The organism is Aeromonas aquatilis (assembly GCF_054052405.1).
Map to the genome: position 1 here is coordinate 1 of NZ_JBSTYP010000085.1, position 15453 is coordinate 15453.

Sequence of the window (15453 nt, forward strand, 5' to 3'; positions counted from 1 at the left end):
CGTTACGGGAGGGGCGTGAATATCAAAGCATGTTTGCATGAGGCGCTGGGGCACCCCATGCAACACGTAATTGGGACATAGCCAAAAAAAACCCCAGGCGGCTCGACTCAGGGGGCGGCTGAACCAGAGCGCTTGGCTGCGTTCCGGGTTTTTGGCCAGGGGAAACATGCCATCAACCAGCCCTTTTTGCAGCATTTTGCGAGCGCGCAAATTGGGTAACTGAATGATGTCGCATCCGTCGGGCCACTCCTTGCAGGCCGCGTTCACCATTTCGACATATGCGCCAGTGAGCTGATTATTCTCGTCTTTGAAGGTGTAAGGGGGAAAGTGTTGTACAACAAAACGAAGCGGCTTTGCACTTGGAGCAAGGCTGAACATCAGTACTAATAACGCAAGGACTCTGAGCATCTGAATACCATGTTTTTTGAAGGTGTCATAAGTATGGCATTACAGTTACGCTGTTTAACCACTTATTAACACCCCCGCAATCTCGGGGGGCGTCTGATGACAGGTAAAAATGACCCGACAGCACGAGGCGGCCTGATGGCCGCCTCGTCTGTTTCTACCCTGGGGTTTGTTCGCTGCGCCTAGCTCGCCTGTTCCAGCCTGCTGTCGCCGCTCATGGCGTTGTCACTGATGGCGTTGCCGCTGATAGCGTGACCACCGACGGCGAGTGGGGTGTGGCAGGCCACTTGATGATGGGCCTCATCACACGCCTCAAGCCTGGGCGCCTTGCTTTTGCACAACTCGGTCGCATGTGGACAGCGCTGGTGGAAGTGGCAGCCGCTTGGCGGCGAGATGGGGGAGGGCACATCGCCGGTCAGCAGAATGCGCTGGCTGCGCCTGCGCGGGTCCGGCACCGGAATGGCGGAGATCAACGCCTGGGTATAGGGGTGGCGCGGCGCCAGATAGAGCGACTGGGCATCCGCCAGCTCGACGATCCTTCCTAAATACATAACCGCGATCCGATCCGAGATGTGTTTGACCACCGACAGATCGTGGGCGATGAAGATGATGGAGAGGTTCATCTCCCGCTGCAGGCTGAGCAGCAGGTTGATGATCTGCGACTGCACCGAGACATCGAGGGCCGAGACCGCCTCGTCGCACACCAGCAGCTTGGGCTTGAGGGCGATGGCGCGGGCGATGCCGATGCGCTGGCGCTGACCGCCAGAAAACTCGTGGGGGTAGCGATCCACCGCGCTGCCCGGCAGGCCCACTTTTGCCAGCAACTCCTGCACCCAGCCGCGCCGCTGCTCAGTGTTGCCTTTACCGTGGATGATAAAGGGCTCCTCCAGGATCTGACCCACGGTGTGACGGCTGTTGAGAGATTCTGCAGGGTCCTGAAACACCATCTGCATCTCCTGACGCAGGGAGCGCATCTCCTTCGGGCTGAGGGCGGTGATATCGCGCCCCTCGAAGGTGATGGTGCCTGCGGTCGGCTCGAACAGCTTGAGCAAACTGCGCCCGAGGGTGGACTTGCCGCAGCCCGACTCACCCACCAGCCCCAGGGTCTCCCCCTGTTTCAGGTCGAAGCTGATGCCATCCACCGCGTGAACCGTATATTGCTTGCGCAGGAACCCGCCGCCCAGCCGGAATTGCTGTTTCAGATCCCTGACCGATAACAGAGTGCTCATGGGGTCAACTCCTTCCAGTAGTGACAGGCGACATGGTGGCGCAGATTTAACTGCTCCACCGCCGGAATGGCGCTGACACAGAGATCGGTGGCGTGGGGGCAGCGGTTGGAGAAGCGGCAGCCAGCGGGCATCTCATGCAGGGCTGGCACCTGTCCCTTGATGGTCTTGAGCAGGCTCTTGGGCTCATCCTCGAGGCGCGGGATCGAGCTCATCAAGCCGTGGGTATAGGGATGACGGGGGTGGTCAAACAGCTCGAACACGTCGGCCTGCTCTACTGCCCGCCCGGCATACATCACCACCACCTCGTCGCACAGCTCCGCCACCACCCCCAGATCGTGGGTAATAAAGATGATGGCCATCCCGGTCTGGGCCTGCAGCTCTTTCATCAGTTCGAGGATCTGGGCCTGAATGGTGACATCGAGCGCCGTGGTCGGTTCGTCACAGATAAGCAGGTCTGGCTCGCAGGAGAGCGCCATGGCGATCATCACCCGCTGGCGCATGCCGCCGGAGAGGTTGTGGGGATAGACCGCAAAGCGCTGGGCCGGTTCCGGGATCCCCACCTTCTGCAGCATGGCGATGGCCGCCGCTTTGCGCTGGGCCTTGTCATACTCGGGGCGATGGAGGCGAAACACCTCCATCAGCTGCTCTCCCACCGTCTGCACCGGGTTGAGGGCCGTCATCGGCTCTTGAAAGATCATCGAGATGCGGTTGCCGCGCACCTTGTACATCTGGTCCGGCGTCAGTGACAGCAGCTCCTCCCCCTGAAAGCGGATGGAGCCCGCCACCACCTGACCGTGGGGTTTGGGCAAGAGCCCCATGATGGCGAGCGAGGTGACGCTCTTGCCGCAGCCGGACTCGCCAACCACGCCCAGGGTCTGACCCGGGGCCACCTTGAAACTGACCCCGTCGAGCACCTTGATCTTGCCATCATCGACGGCGAACTCCACCTCGAGATCGCGTACTTCGAGGATTGGGGCTGGGTGCTGGCCGTTATCAACGGCGAACTCCCCCCCGTTATCCGGTACGTCAAGAATGGGGGCCTGAGTGTTGGGCATAACGGCTGCTCCCTTCGCAATGGCCTGAATATCAATGAGCTGCATAGGTCTTGTCGAGCAGGTTGATGGGCGCCAGCGCCTCCCCTGCCTCCTTGGCGTTGCGGGTATCTTCCTTCACCTTGGGATCGAGCCAGAGCAGACCGCCACTACTGTGAGGATAACCGTCCATCGGCCAGTAGAGCAGGTTTGGTGTGTTCTTGGTGGCAGGCACCTCCGGCAGCATCACATAACGCCAGCTGCTGGCCCGCACATAGTTGAGCTGCACCCCGGGCACGAAGATGGCGAGATCATAGATGCGCTGCTGGATCTGCTGGGAGAGCTTGGCCCGTTTGGCCATGTCGAATTCGACGTTGTAGGCGTCGATCAGCGCGTCCAGCTCCTTGTCAGCCACGTTGAACAGGTTGTTGGTCTGCGGTTTGTTGGCGTTGGCGGAGTGGAAAAACTCCCAATATTGCGGATAGAGACCGCCGCCGCCCCAACCAAGCCAGGCCGCCTCGTGTTTCTTCTCCAGCATCACCTTGAAGCCGGTGGCGCCATCCACCAGGTTAAGCTCCAGATCCAGACCCGCCTTCTTGGCCTCCTCTTTCAGCACGGTCAGTCGCTTGGAGTGTTCCTGACTGGTGTAGGTGAGCGCCAGCGTCAGCCGCTCACCCTTCTCATTTTGCAGGATGCCGTCCGGCCCCGGCTTGTTGTAGCCGCCCTTGGCAAAGTACTCCCGCGCCTTGCCAATGTCATAAGCCCGCTCCGGCAGCTTGATGTCAGTGAACTCGCCAAAGCCCGAGTCGAAGGTGGTGGCTCTGTCATAGTCGCCGCGCAGCACGGTCTCGATCATCTTGTCGATATTGAAGGCGTGCTGGATGCCGAGGCGCACGTTTACGTCCGCCAGCTTGGGGTTGGCCACATTGAGGTGAACCCCCTGACCGCCCTGTTTGGTATCGGTCATGGCCATCACCTTCTGCACGTAGCCTTTTTTGTACTCCGGGGTGACCGCTTTTTCATGCCACCAGTTGGGCAGGATCATCTCGAAGGTATCGATCTCCCCTTTCAGGAAGTGGCGGAAGGCGATATTGTGGTCGCGGATCACCTGCACCTTGATGGTGTCGATGTTGAATCTGTGCTGGTTGTAGCGATCATCCTTTGCCCACCAATCCTTCTGCTTGCTGAAGGTGACCGACTTGCCCTTCTTGACGTCGCTGATCACGTAGGGACCTGTGGTGGGCACCACGGCCCAGTTGTACTGCTTCACCCAGTTAGGGGTCAGCTTGTAGTAGTGCTTGGGCTGGGGCCACAGCTCGGTGGTGTTGAGCAGGTCCATCTTGGCCTTGCGGTTGCCCGCTTTGACCATAATGGTGTGATCATCGATCTTCTCTACCGCTACCACTTCAGTGGTGTAGTAGTTGTTGAACCAGGGCCCCTTGATGTGTTTGGAGCGCATCATCTCGTAGCCGAAGGTGTAGTCATCGGCATTGACCGGTTTGCCATCCGACCATTTGGCTCGCTGATCCAGCTTGAAGTAGACGGTCTGGCTGTCTGGCGCGATGGCCCAGTGGGTCGCGAGCGAGGGGATGGGGTTGCCGGTATTGGGGTGGAAGCTGATGAGTCGCAACTGGTTATCGAGAATAAAGGAGCGGAACGATCCGTTGGAATCTGGCCCCACGGTGCGAAACGTCAGCGGAAAGCTCTCCACAAACATATTGAGGCTGCCACCCGGCAGTGCCTTGGGGGAGGCGAACACAGGATCCGTGTCGTTGGTCTCCCATTTGAGATCCGCGGGCAGGCTGGCCGCCCAGACCCAGGATCCGTTTACCAGCACAAAGATAGCACCTATCCATTTGATTTTATTTTTCATGTTTGACTTCCAGGTCTGGCCCCTGCACTGGGGGTCTTGATTGATAACGGGATTATCCCTTGCTCCCGGGACCGCCGATGGCGGCGGCCCGTCCTTCATTTATCACTGTTCGTTATCCGGCGCCTGCCGATGCGCTAGCATCGGCTGGCTTATTGGTAACGGGTAAATTTGCGCGGATCAAACGCCTCGCGGATCGCCTCGCCGATAAAGGAGACCATGATCAGCACCAGACTCACCGCTGCCACCACCGAGCTGACGATCCAGATGGCATCCAGATTGTTGATGCCCTGGGAGAGCAGCTCCCCCCAGCTCGGGGTCGGCGGTGCCAGCCCGAAGCCAAGATAGTCGAGCGCCGTCAGGGTGGAGATATTGCCCACCACGGCGAACGGCGCCAGGGTGACGATCATCATCAGGGTGTTGGGCAGGATGTGGTTGAAGATGATCCGCCTGGTGGTTGCCCCTTGTGCCCGCGCCGCCATCACATAGTCCCGCGCCCGCTCCTTGTAGGTGAGGGTGCGCATGTACCAGGTGATCCCCATCCAGCCGAACAGCACGTTGATGGCGACAAACAGGCCGAAGTTGGGCTTGGCCAGCGACACCAGGATCATGATGACGTAGAGAAATGGCACCTGAGACCAGATCTCGATAAAGCGCTGCAACACGAGGTCAAACCGCCCGCCGAGGAAGCCCATCAGGCAGCCGATGGTGACCCCGATGGCGTAACTGGCCGCCAGTGCGATAAAGGCAAAGCCGATGGCGATGCGAAAGCCGTAAACCAGCCGCGCCAGCACGTCGCGGCCGCTGGTGTCGGTGCCGAGGAAGTGGCGCTCAGCCGCGCTGGGGGCGTAAGGCGGGTAGGCATCCTCTTTGAAATCCTGCTCGTAGGGGTTCCAGGGTACTGGCGGCAGCAGCACCCAGTCGCCCTGGCCCTCTGCGGCAAACTTGGCCTTGAGCTGGCGGTAGTTGGTCTCGTACTCGTAATCGAGCCCGAACTGCTGACCGGGGATCACATCGCCATAGGTGGGGAAATGCAGCTGGCCCTGATAGCTCACCATCAGCGCCCGGCTGTTGACCAGCAGCTCCGCCAGCAGGGAGAGCAGCACCAGGGTGGTGAAGATGATGAAGGAGTAGTAACCGCGCTTGATCGACTTGAAGCGCTTGAGTTTTTTCAAGGTAACCGGATTGAGCTTCATGGTCAGTCTCCAAACCGCACGCGGGGATCAACAAGGGCAACGCAGATATCGGAGACGATATGGCGTGATATCAGCATCGGCATGGCAATAGAGGTCTGGTTCATGGTCACTCTCCAAACCGCACACGCGGATCAACGAGGGCAACACAGATATCGGAGACGATATTGCCTATCAGCATCAGCATGGAGGTGATGGCCAGAATGCCCATGACGGTGGGGTAATCCCGCTCGACGATAGCCTCGTAACCGAGCAGGCCGATGCCGTCGATGTTGAAGATGGTCTCGATGAGGAAGGAGCCGCCAAAGAAAACGGTGAGCACAGACCCCAGGTGACTGGCGATGGGGATCAGGCTGTTGCGCATGGCGTGGTCGGTGACCGCCTTGCGAAACGGCAACCCCTTGGCCACGGCGGTGCGCACGTAATCGGCCGACAGGTTCTCCATCAGGCTGTTTTTCATAGTCATGGTGAGGATGGCGAAATCACCGATGGCGTAGGCGATAAGCGGCAGCAGGGCATGGGCAAAGACGGTGCGGATCTGATCCCAGCTGCTCTCCATGTATTCGAAGTCATCCCCCGGAAAACCGCCCATTGGCAGCCACTCCAGATGGAAGGCGAAGACGGTGATGAGGAAGATCCCCACCACGTAGGCGGGCAGGGCATAGGCCATGTAGATAAGCATGGAGCTTAACGAGTCGAAGCGGCTGTTGTGTCTGAGCGCTTTTGCTACCCCGAGCGGGATGGAGACCGCATAGCTGAGCAGAAAGGTGGCCAATCCAAAAAAAGCAGTGACGGGCAGCCGCTCCTTGATGAGATCCCACACCGGTTCGTAGTAGCGGGTTGACTCGCCCAGATCCAGCACCACCAGTTTCTGCAACCACTCCCAGTAGGCGACCAGCATCGGCTTGTCGAGGCCATAAAATGCCTTGAGCTCTTCGATCTGTTCATCGGAGAGGGCCTGCGCCCCCTTGCTGCCGCTGGAGCGGCCAGATTCATTCTGGGAAACCTGGGCTTGCAGCAGCATGCGTTCGACCGGTCCGCCCGGCACGAAACGGGTGATGGTAAAGACGAGCAGGGTGATACCGAGAAACGTCGGGATGATCAAAAGCATCCGGCGTAGGAAATACGACAGCATGGTGGAACCTCGTCCTTGTTGTTCTTTTTTGCGGCCAGTCAAATCCGGTGACGGGCCTATCCTTCCTGGCATTACGCGCTGGATTGATTGCTAAACAGCAGACAATCCGCTTGGCCACTGTAAAAGCTCTGCAACAAAAATCAAGTACAAGGAAATAGAAAACTGGGACAAATGACCCATTGAGACCAAAAGTACCGAAAAATGACGTTTTTTATCTGAAAAGTGAAAATAAAAACAAAACGCTACTACTCAACTTAATTTTAAAAAAATAAACAGCTGTTTTTAAAAGTTCACATTTCTGTCATGACATTGAATTTATTGGGTTTTATCTGTGCTGATGAAAAGAGGGAAAACGATATCATCTCGCCGATTTTATCTGTCATTCCGATCAATATGGTCAGGGTTCCCCCTCATGAAATTAGAGTTTTATTCTTATTGAGGCCGGAAATTCGAAATAAGATATAAACAGACAGTGCTATTACTAATAAGTTCATTAAATTTCATTTCAGCGCCGCCAATGTCATTTAACAAAGCGTTTACATTGTTCAATCTGTCTTTGGTAGAATTATTCACTATTTATCCCGCTATTAATTAATACACTCCGCTTATTGCTGCCCCAATTTTGCCCCGCCCATGCGCCATTGACGCCGCTAGTCAAAGATTGATAAGCCTTACGCATCGCTCCAAAGAGGGCGGTATCAGGAAGCAAACAAAAAACAACCAGGAAGGAATAAGCGATGCTTAGGAAGAGCAGAATCTCTGCTGCGATTGCGTTCGCCTTGGCGAGCCTTGCAGCGGCCCCATCCGTATCTGCCGAAGAGGGGCAGAACGTCGAAAAACTGCAGAAAATCAAAGTCACTGGCTCCCGCATCTCCCGTGTTGATGTTGAGGGGGCGACTCCGGTTGTCTCTGTCAGCAAGGCCCAAATTGAACAGTCTGGTCAGCAGACTGTGGCCGATTATCTGAAACAGGCCTCCTACAACTCCTTTGGTGGTTTCTCCCCATCCTCCGGTAGTTCTGCCCAGTCACAAGCCACAGTAGGGCTGCGTGGCTTGGGCTCAGAACGAACCCTGGTGCTTCTCAATGGCAAACGTGTTGCTGGATCCCCCTCCATGGGGGGCACTTCCATCAACCTCAATACCATCCCCATGGCTGCTGTTGAGCGGGTGGAAGTGAACCTGGATGGCGGCTCCGCACTCTATGGTTCTGATGCTATCGGCGGTGTTATCAACGTGATCCTCAAGGAGGGTTTCGAAGGGTTGACATTCCAAGGGCGTCTTGGCTCACCAACCGAAGAGGGCGGTGATGAGAAGAGTGGCTCTGTGGTTGCGGGTGTCAATGGGGAGAAAGGCTCCCTGATGATGGTTTACGAGCACGATGAGAAGGACGTGATCTATTATCGTGACCGTGACTATCTGGCTCTGCAAGGGGCAAAATCCCCCAGTCTGGCCGGGCGCAATATTATGGACCTGAGCACTGGTGAGCTTAAGCAGCTTGCAGGTATTAACTGTGCCAATGTCGGGACCGGCTTTGTTGAACAGGATGGTTTGTGCAACTTTGATTTCGCCAAGGTTGCTGCTAAAACAGCCTCTCGTTCTCGCGATACTGTCTATGTGAATGGTCGCTATCACATCAATGACAGCGTGGATTTTGTTCCTCAGTTTATCGGCTCTCGGGTGACCAGTTTTGGCCGCTTTGCCCCTGCTGCGGGCTCATTTGTGAGTGATGATCCTGCGTTGTTGGCTGCGAACGGAATCACTGGCGGTCAGGCTGCAATTTTCTATCGATTCAACAATATTGGTCCTCGTGATAACGATGTGACTGACTTTACCGGCAGCATGAACTTGGGCTTTGACGGTGTACTACCTACCGAGGCCGTTGGGGATGTTGAATGGAACGCCGGTTACATGTATTCCAAGACTGACAATACCAGTGATGGTAGCGGTTATATCCTCAAAAGTGCTGCCCGTAATGCAATCAAAGATGGCAAGTTCACCAATGGTGAGTTTGATAAGTCAGTAAATGATCTGTTGTCCTACGATACCTCGCGTACTTCCAAGATGGACTTTTTCCAGTGGTATGGCGGTTTGGGTTGGGAGATGGGTGAACTGCCTGCCGGTCCAATCGGTTGGTACTGGGGCTCCGAGTATAACGACTGGACTTACTCCGATACCTATGACAGTCAGTCTGAAGCAGGCAACGTCATAGGTTCGTCCGGCAACTCCGGTGGTGGTGTGCGCGATGTGTTTGCCACCTATATCGAGAGCCTGATCCCCATCACCGAGCAGGTCGAGTTGAACCTGGCGGGTCGTTATGACAAGTACAGCGACTTTGGCAGCGCCTTCTCACCCAAAGCGAGCCTGCGTTACCAGCCGCTAGACAACCTGATGTTCCGGACCTCCTGGTCACAATCGTTCCGGGCGCCGGGGCTGGATGATCTCTATGCCGCAGACTCATTCTCTGCTGACTATGCCAAGGACTATGTACGCTGCAATGCTACCGGCACAGCTAACTGTCCTGAGAAACAGTATGACGTTACCCGTCAGTCCAATAAAAATCTGAAGGAGGAGACGGCTGATACCTTCACTATCGGGGCTGCTTACAACCCGCTGGATAACTTGAATCTGTCACTCGATTACTACTACATCAAGATTGATGATGTGATCCAGCTAGCCACGGCACAAACCCAGATTTATCAGGAGCTGAACAGTGGCAGCAACCCGAACGTAATTCGTCTCCCCAACGGCACCATCAAGGAGATCAAGGCTGGCATGGTCAACTTGGGGCAACTCAAGACCAGTGGTGTCGATTTTAAAGCCGACTACAAGTACGACTTCAACACCTTCACCCTGCGTTATGACTTCGGTGGTACTTACATCCTGAAGTATGAAGAGGGTCTGTTTGCCGGTGGCCCGATGATCGACAAGAAGGGCTGGAATGGTAAACCCGACTTGCGCCTCAACTCCGGGATCGGTGCCAACTTCCCGCAATGGTGGAATCTGGATACCTACCTGAGCACTAACTACATCGACTCCCAGAGTCAGGATTATGTGGATGGCAAGGAAGAGGGTCATATCGCTTCCAATACCGTCTGGAACCTGAACGTGGCAGTCGACACCAGTTGGAACGGCAAGATCCAGACCGGCGTGAAGAACATGTTCAACCGTGGCCCTTCTCTGTCAAATGATGGCTTCACCTACGATGAAGACCTCTACGGCATCGACGGTCGCGTCTACTACATCGACTACACCCAGAAGTTCTAATCAACCCCGTTGATATACAACCTCAGCCGGCCCGGTCGGGCCGGTTGTGCCCAACGTCCAAGGAAGTTACGGAGATAGGGTAATCCTATGAAGACAAGGACTATTACAATGAAGAAAGCGCTCCTTGGCAGCCTGGTTTCGGCCGCCTTGTTGACCAGCTTCAATCTCAGTGCTGCTACCGCCGGTCAGGCTGTGGACGCACAAGCCGCCACCGACAACGCATCCAAAGTTTCCCAGCAGAAGATCGACAACTATGCCGAATCTGCTGAATCTGCCCTGGCGCAATACAAGGCCGCTCTGCGTCAGATCGACAGCCTGCGCACCTACAACGAGCAGGTGGGCAAGATGGTCGAATCCCAGAGCAGCGAGCTGGCGTCGATGCAAAAGCAGATCGCCCAGATCGATCAGACCAGCACCGAAGTGGTGCCCCTGATGCTCAAGATGATCGACTCCCTCGAGCAGTTTGTGTCGCTGGATCTGCCGTTCCAGAAGGTTGAGCGAGAGGACCGCGTGGCGGCCCTGACCGACCTGATGAACCGGGCCGATGTCACCATCTCCGAGAAGTACCGCAAGATCCTGGAGGCCTACCAGATCGAGGAGGGCTTCAGCCGCACCATCGAGTCCTACAAGGCGAGCCTGGACAAGGATGGCAGCGAGAAGACCTACGAGTTCCTGCGTGTCGGCCGCATCGCGTTGCTGTACCAGTCTCCGGATGGTAATGAGACCGGCATGTGGAACAAGCAGACCCGCCAGTGGGAAGAGCTGCCCCAGGAGTATCGCAGTGCGGTTGAACAGGGTCTTCGCATCGCCAAGAAGCAGGCGCCTCCCGCCCTCATCAAGCTGCCGGTTCAAACTGCGGAGAAAGCATCATGAAAGGAATCAGACTTGCTATTGCCTCCCTGATTGCGGGAGCAACCCTGGTCACCCTGCCGGTGACCGCCGCCGAAAAACCGGTGGATCTCAATGCGCTGCTCAACCAGGTGAAAGCCTCGAGTCTCAGCGAATCCCAACTCAACAAGGAGCGGGAAGCCCGTTTCCTCGCTGACAAGAACGAGCAAGGGGCGCTGCTGGCCAAGGCCAAGGCCGAGCTGGCTGCCGAAACCGCCAAGGGCGAGCAGCTCAAGGCGACGTTTGATGCCAACGACAAGCAGCTGACCGAGCTGACCGATACCCTGCGCCAGCGTTCTGGCAACATGGGCGAGATGTTCGGGGTGCTGCGTCAGTTTGCCGGTGAGTTCAAGGGGATCTTCAACGCCTCTGCCCGTCAGGTCGAGCACCCGGAGCAAGCGGCCCTGCTGACCCGTCTGGCGGAGAGCAAGGAGCTTCCCTCCAGCGAGGATCTGGAAGCGTTCTGGACCACCACCCTCGGCCGCATGGTGGACGGTGGCAAGGTGAGCCAGATCCCGGCGACAGTGGTCTATGGCGAGGGCAACCAGGCCGAGAAGACCGTCACCCAGATCGGCGAGTTCAACACGGTATCGGAAGGCAAGTACCTCACCTTCGTACCGGAGACCGGCAAGTTCGAGCAGCTCTCCCGTCAACCGGAGAAGAGTGTGCTGGCCCCCATCGCCGAGTTCGAAGCGGGTGGTGACGGGGTCAAACCTATCTTCATCGACCCGTCTCGCGGCGTGATCCTCTCCCTGCTGGTGCAGTCACCGACCCTCAAGGAGCGGATCGATCAGGGGGGTGAAGTGGGTTACGTCATCATGGTGCTGGGCGTGCTCGGCACCCTGCTGGCCATCTTCTGCGGTATCCGCCTGTCGCTCATCGGCTCGTCCATGCGTAAGCAGCTCAAATCTGATCAGATCATCAAGGGCAATCCCATCGGTGACATGCTGGGGGCCTACCAGAGCCATCGTGGTGACAACATCGAGGATCTGGAGTCCAAGCTCGACGAGATCATCCTGCGCAACGTGCCCAAGTTCGAGAAGGGCATCAGCATCATCAAGCTGATCGCTTCCGTCGCACCGCTGCTGGGCCTGCTCGGTACCGTGGTGGGGATGATCGCCACCTTCCAGGCCATCACCCTGTTCGGTACCGGCGATCCCAAGCTGATGGCGGGCGGTATCTCCGAGGCGCTGGTGACCACCATGCAGGGTCTGGTCGTCGCGGTGCCCATGCTGTTCCTCTACACCATTGTGCAGACCCAGAGCCGTCGTCTGATCCAGGTGCTGGAAGAGCAGAGTGCCGGTTTCGTCGCCCGTTATCAGGAACGTCTGCACGCCTCCAAAGCCGCAGCGTAAGGAGTCACCCATGTGGTTCTGGTTGATTGAAGAAGTCGAGTCGGTCCGCCGGTTTTTGGGATTGGGGGGCGATGTACTGGTCGCCCTGTTCTTCCTGACCCTGATGATGTGGGCCCTGTTGCTGGAGCGCTGGTTCTACTTCATGGCGGTCTACCCCAAGCAGGTGAAGCAGACCAAGGCTACCTGGCTGGCCCGCACCGATCACCTCTCCTGGTCTGCCAAGCAGATCCGGCGCGAGCTGGTCTCACGGGTTGCCATGGCGGTGGACAAGGGGATGCCGGTCATCAAGGTGCTGATCGCTCTCTGCCCGTTGATGGGGCTGCTCGGCACCGTGGTGGGGATGGTGCAGGTGTTTGACACCCTGGCCATCACCGGCACCGGTTCGCCGCGGGCGATGGCATCGGGGATCTCCAAGGCAACGGTACCGACCATGGCGGGCATGATCGCCGCCCTTTCCGGCCTGTTTTTTGTCAACCAGCTCGATCACAAGGCCAAACTGGCGGTGCAAAAGCTGGAAGACAACCTGAAACACGGTTGATGCAGGATGCATACCCCCGGCGAGGCATGGCCTGCCGGGGGCACAGAACAAGCAAGGAGTTTCTGCTATGAGAAAACGTTACAGCGACAGCGGTGCTGACGAGGCGGCTATCGATTTGACCCCCATGCTGGACATAGTGTTCATCATGCTGATCTTCTTCATCGTTACCACCTCCTTCGTCAAGGAGTCCGGTGTCGAGATCAACCGTCCCAGTGCCAGCACGGCCGAGACGGTGAAGAAGGGCAATATCATGGTCGCGGTGCGCGAAAACGGTCAGGTCTGGGTCGACAAGCGGGTGGTCGAGGTGGGGGCGGTACGCGCCAACATCGAGCGGCTGCGGGCCGAAAACCCGGAGAGCGCCGTGGTGATCCAGGCCGATAACGAATCCCGTTCCGGTCTGGTGGTGCAGGTCATGGATCAGATCCGCATGGCCGGTGTCCAGAACATCTCCATCGCGGCAGACAAGAGCAACTGATGCCGGAGAGAGACCTATGAGATACCTGATATCGTTGGCGGTCTCCTGTGTGGTGGTGTTCTTTCTGTTTCTGGGAATGAACAAGCTGATCACACCGGATCACCGGGAGCTGGTGGAGAAGGATGACGTCACCATGACCGATTTCATCCGCCTCAAGCCCCAGGAGACCCTGCAAGAGAAACAGCGGGAGCTGCCCAAACCGCCGCCGCCCAAGCGTCCGCCGCCGCCTCCCGAGATGGAAGTGGCCAGCACGGATCGGCCGAAGATGGAGAGCGCGCCGATGGACATGCCCAAGCTCGACATCCCGGTCAACATCGGTGGTGGCAACGCGCTGGGTGCTTACAGCACCGGCGGCGGTGGTGGCGGCGTCGGTGGCAACAACGGCGCCATTCCGCTGGCAACCTTCGAGCCCATGATGCCCCGCAAGGCGGCACTGGCGGGGCTGGCCTCCGGCAAGGTGCTGGTGGAGTTCACCGTCACCGAGCGCGGCACCGTCAGCAACGTGCGGATCGTCAAGGAAGAGCCGCGCAGCTATGACCTCGGTAAAGAGGCGCGCAAAACCATCGCCAAGTGGACGTTCAAACCGGCCATGGTGGATGGCAAGGCGCAAGCCAGCCGAATGCAGCAAGAGATCGAGTTTGCGGTCAACTAAGGAAGGTGGCGATGAACAAGTTACACAAGATGATCCTCGCCCCGGTCGCCATGGCGGTGCTGCTCAGCACCGCCAGTTGGGCCGCCGAGCAGCCGGCCCTGTCGGATCGGGCCTATCGGGCGGTCAACAAGGCGCAGGAGCTGATCACCGAGAAGAAATACGGCGAGGCCAATGCCAAGCTGCAAGATGCCCTCTCCGGCGCGGGCGAGCGGGTCTACGACAAGGGGGTCATATTGCAGACTCTCGGTTTCGTAGCCGCCCAGCAGGAGAAATACGGTCAGGCAACCAAGTACTTTGCCGATGCCATCGCGACAGGCGGCCTGCCGCCACCGGTGGCCCAGCAGGTACGCTACAACCTGGCCCAGCTCTATATGGCTGAGGGCAATTATCAGGGCTCGATCAAGACCATGAAGGAGTGGTTTGCCAACCAGGGCAAGGATGACAAGCCCAACTCCCATGCCTATATCACGCTAGCCAACGCCCACGTGCAGCTCAAGCAGTACCGTGACGCGATCCCGGCAGTGGATCAGGCGATCAAGCTGTCGGCAGGTAAAGCGCCGGAGTCCTGGTATCTGCTGAAGATGGGCGCTCACTACGAGCTGAAACAGTACAAACCGGCGACCGAGGTGCTGACCTCTCTGGTCAACATGTTCCCGGAGAAGAAGAAGTACTGGACCCAGCTCTCGGCCATGCATATGCAGGCAGGCAACGATGGCAAGGCGCTGGCGGCGCTGGAGTCGGCCTACAACCTCGGCATGTTGACCGAGGCTGCCGAGCTGCAGCGGTTGGCCAACTACCTCGCCTTCACCGGCATTCCCCATCGCGCCGCACGGGTGATGGAGAAGGGGATGAAGGACGGGGTGATTGAGCCGAGTGCCAGCAACTACAAGACCCTGGCCAACTACTGGCATCAGGCCAAGGAGCTGGATCCGGCCATCGACACCCTGGCCAAATCCTACCAGCTGGCCCCGAGCGCCGAATTGCAGCTGAAAATGGCGCGCATGATGATCCAAAGCAAGCGCTATCAGGATCTGGTGGCGTTGGCCGCCAAACCGGCCGCCAATGCCAATGGTGAACAGCGTGCGGATCTCAAGTTCCTGACCGGGGTCGCCTATTTTGAGCAACAAAAGCCGAAGGAGGCCCTCAACGCCTTCACCCAGGCGGCTCAGAATGGCAACGTCAGTGGTCGGGCATCTCCGTGGATCAGCTTCCTCAAAGAGCAGAGTGGCACCGGAGAGGCAGCCGTCCAGTAATTCCAATGACAACTACCTGTAGTCCCTTTTATGGTTGCCTGGTGGCTCCATTAACCGCTCTTCGGAGCGGTTTTTTTAGGCTATGTCCCAATTACGTGTTGCATGGGGTGCCCCAGCGCCTCATGCAAACATGCTTTGATATTCACGCCCCTCCCGTAACGCTCCA

At 57.6% G+C, this 15453-nt stretch carries 12 protein-coding genes and 1 pseudogene; 7 read left to right on the plus strand and 6 right to left on the minus strand.

Features of this window, described 5'->3' with window-relative positions; all coding sequences use genetic code 11:
* Positions 1-120: 120 nt before the first annotated feature.
* From ACW5W8_RS21940 to ACW5W8_RS21965, 6 genes and pseudogenes are all read right to left on the minus strand, one after another.
* Positions 121-408: pseudogene (locus ACW5W8_RS21940) on the minus strand (transporter substrate-binding domain-containing protein); the annotation flags it as partial.
* A gap of 179 nt (positions 409-587) precedes the next feature.
* Positions 588-1634, minus strand: a complete 1047-nt coding sequence (locus tag ACW5W8_RS21945; protein WP_498630411.1) for an ABC transporter ATP-binding protein — start codon at positions 1632-1634, stop codon at positions 588-590.
* A complete protein-coding gene (locus ACW5W8_RS21950; RefSeq protein WP_498630413.1) occupies positions 1631-2689 on the minus strand; it encodes an ABC transporter ATP-binding protein in 1059 nt (352 codons plus the stop codon). Before ACW5W8_RS21950 ends, ACW5W8_RS21945 begins: the two co-directional genes overlap by 4 nt.
* A 31-nt stretch (positions 2690-2720) precedes the next feature.
* Positions 2721-4538: an extracellular solute-binding protein gene (locus tag ACW5W8_RS21955; protein WP_498630415.1), complete on the minus strand. Its 1818-nt coding sequence runs from the start codon at positions 4536-4538 to the stop codon at positions 2721-2723.
* Positions 4539-4687: 149 nt separating this feature from the next.
* A complete protein-coding gene (locus ACW5W8_RS21960; protein WP_498630417.1) occupies positions 4688-5731 on the minus strand; it encodes an ABC transporter permease in 1044 nt (347 codons plus the stop codon).
* 106 nt (positions 5732-5837) lie between these two features.
* Positions 5838-6863 (minus strand): ABC transporter permease subunit, encoded by a 1026-nt coding sequence (locus tag ACW5W8_RS21965; RefSeq protein WP_498630419.1) that lies wholly within the window; start codon positions 6861-6863, stop codon positions 5838-5840.
* A gap of 737 nt (positions 6864-7600) precedes the next feature.
* Between ACW5W8_RS21965 and ACW5W8_RS21970 the strand changes: the two genes are divergently transcribed.
* The 7 genes from ACW5W8_RS21970 (at position 7601) to ACW5W8_RS22000 (ending at position 15287) form a co-directional block, all read left to right on the plus strand.
* Positions 7601-10126, plus strand: coding sequence for a TonB-dependent receptor (locus ACW5W8_RS21970; RefSeq protein ID WP_498630420.1), 2526 nt, complete (start codon positions 7601-7603; stop codon positions 10124-10126).
* Positions 10127-10234: 108 nt separating this feature from the next.
* Positions 10235-10999 (plus strand): DUF3450 domain-containing protein, encoded by a 765-nt coding sequence (locus tag ACW5W8_RS21975; protein WP_498630422.1) that lies wholly within the window; start codon positions 10235-10237, stop codon positions 10997-10999.
* Positions 10996-12369 (plus strand): MotA/TolQ/ExbB proton channel family protein, encoded by a 1374-nt coding sequence (locus ACW5W8_RS21980; protein ID WP_498630424.1) that lies wholly within the window; start codon positions 10996-10998, stop codon positions 12367-12369. Before ACW5W8_RS21975 ends, ACW5W8_RS21980 begins: the two co-directional genes overlap by 4 nt.
* Before the next feature lie 10 nt (positions 12370-12379).
* Positions 12380-12907 carry a MotA/TolQ/ExbB proton channel family protein gene (locus ACW5W8_RS21985; protein WP_005338936.1) on the plus strand — a complete coding sequence of 176 codons (528 nt, stop codon included), beginning with the start codon at positions 12380-12382 and terminating at the stop codon, positions 12905-12907.
* Positions 12908-12974: 67 nt separating this feature from the next.
* Positions 12975-13382 carry an ExbD/TolR family protein gene (locus tag ACW5W8_RS21990; RefSeq protein WP_106842287.1) on the plus strand — a complete coding sequence of 136 codons (408 nt, stop codon included), beginning with the start codon at positions 12975-12977 and terminating at the stop codon, positions 13380-13382.
* Positions 13383-13398: 16 nt separating this feature from the next.
* Positions 13399-14034 (plus strand): energy transducer TonB, encoded by a 636-nt coding sequence (locus ACW5W8_RS21995; protein WP_498630427.1) that lies wholly within the window; start codon positions 13399-13401, stop codon positions 14032-14034.
* 11 nt (positions 14035-14045) lie between these two features.
* Positions 14046-15287: a tetratricopeptide repeat protein gene (locus tag ACW5W8_RS22000; protein WP_498630429.1), complete on the plus strand. Its 1242-nt coding sequence runs from the start codon at positions 14046-14048 to the stop codon at positions 15285-15287.
* The last annotated feature ends 166 nt before the right edge of the window (positions 15288-15453 follow it).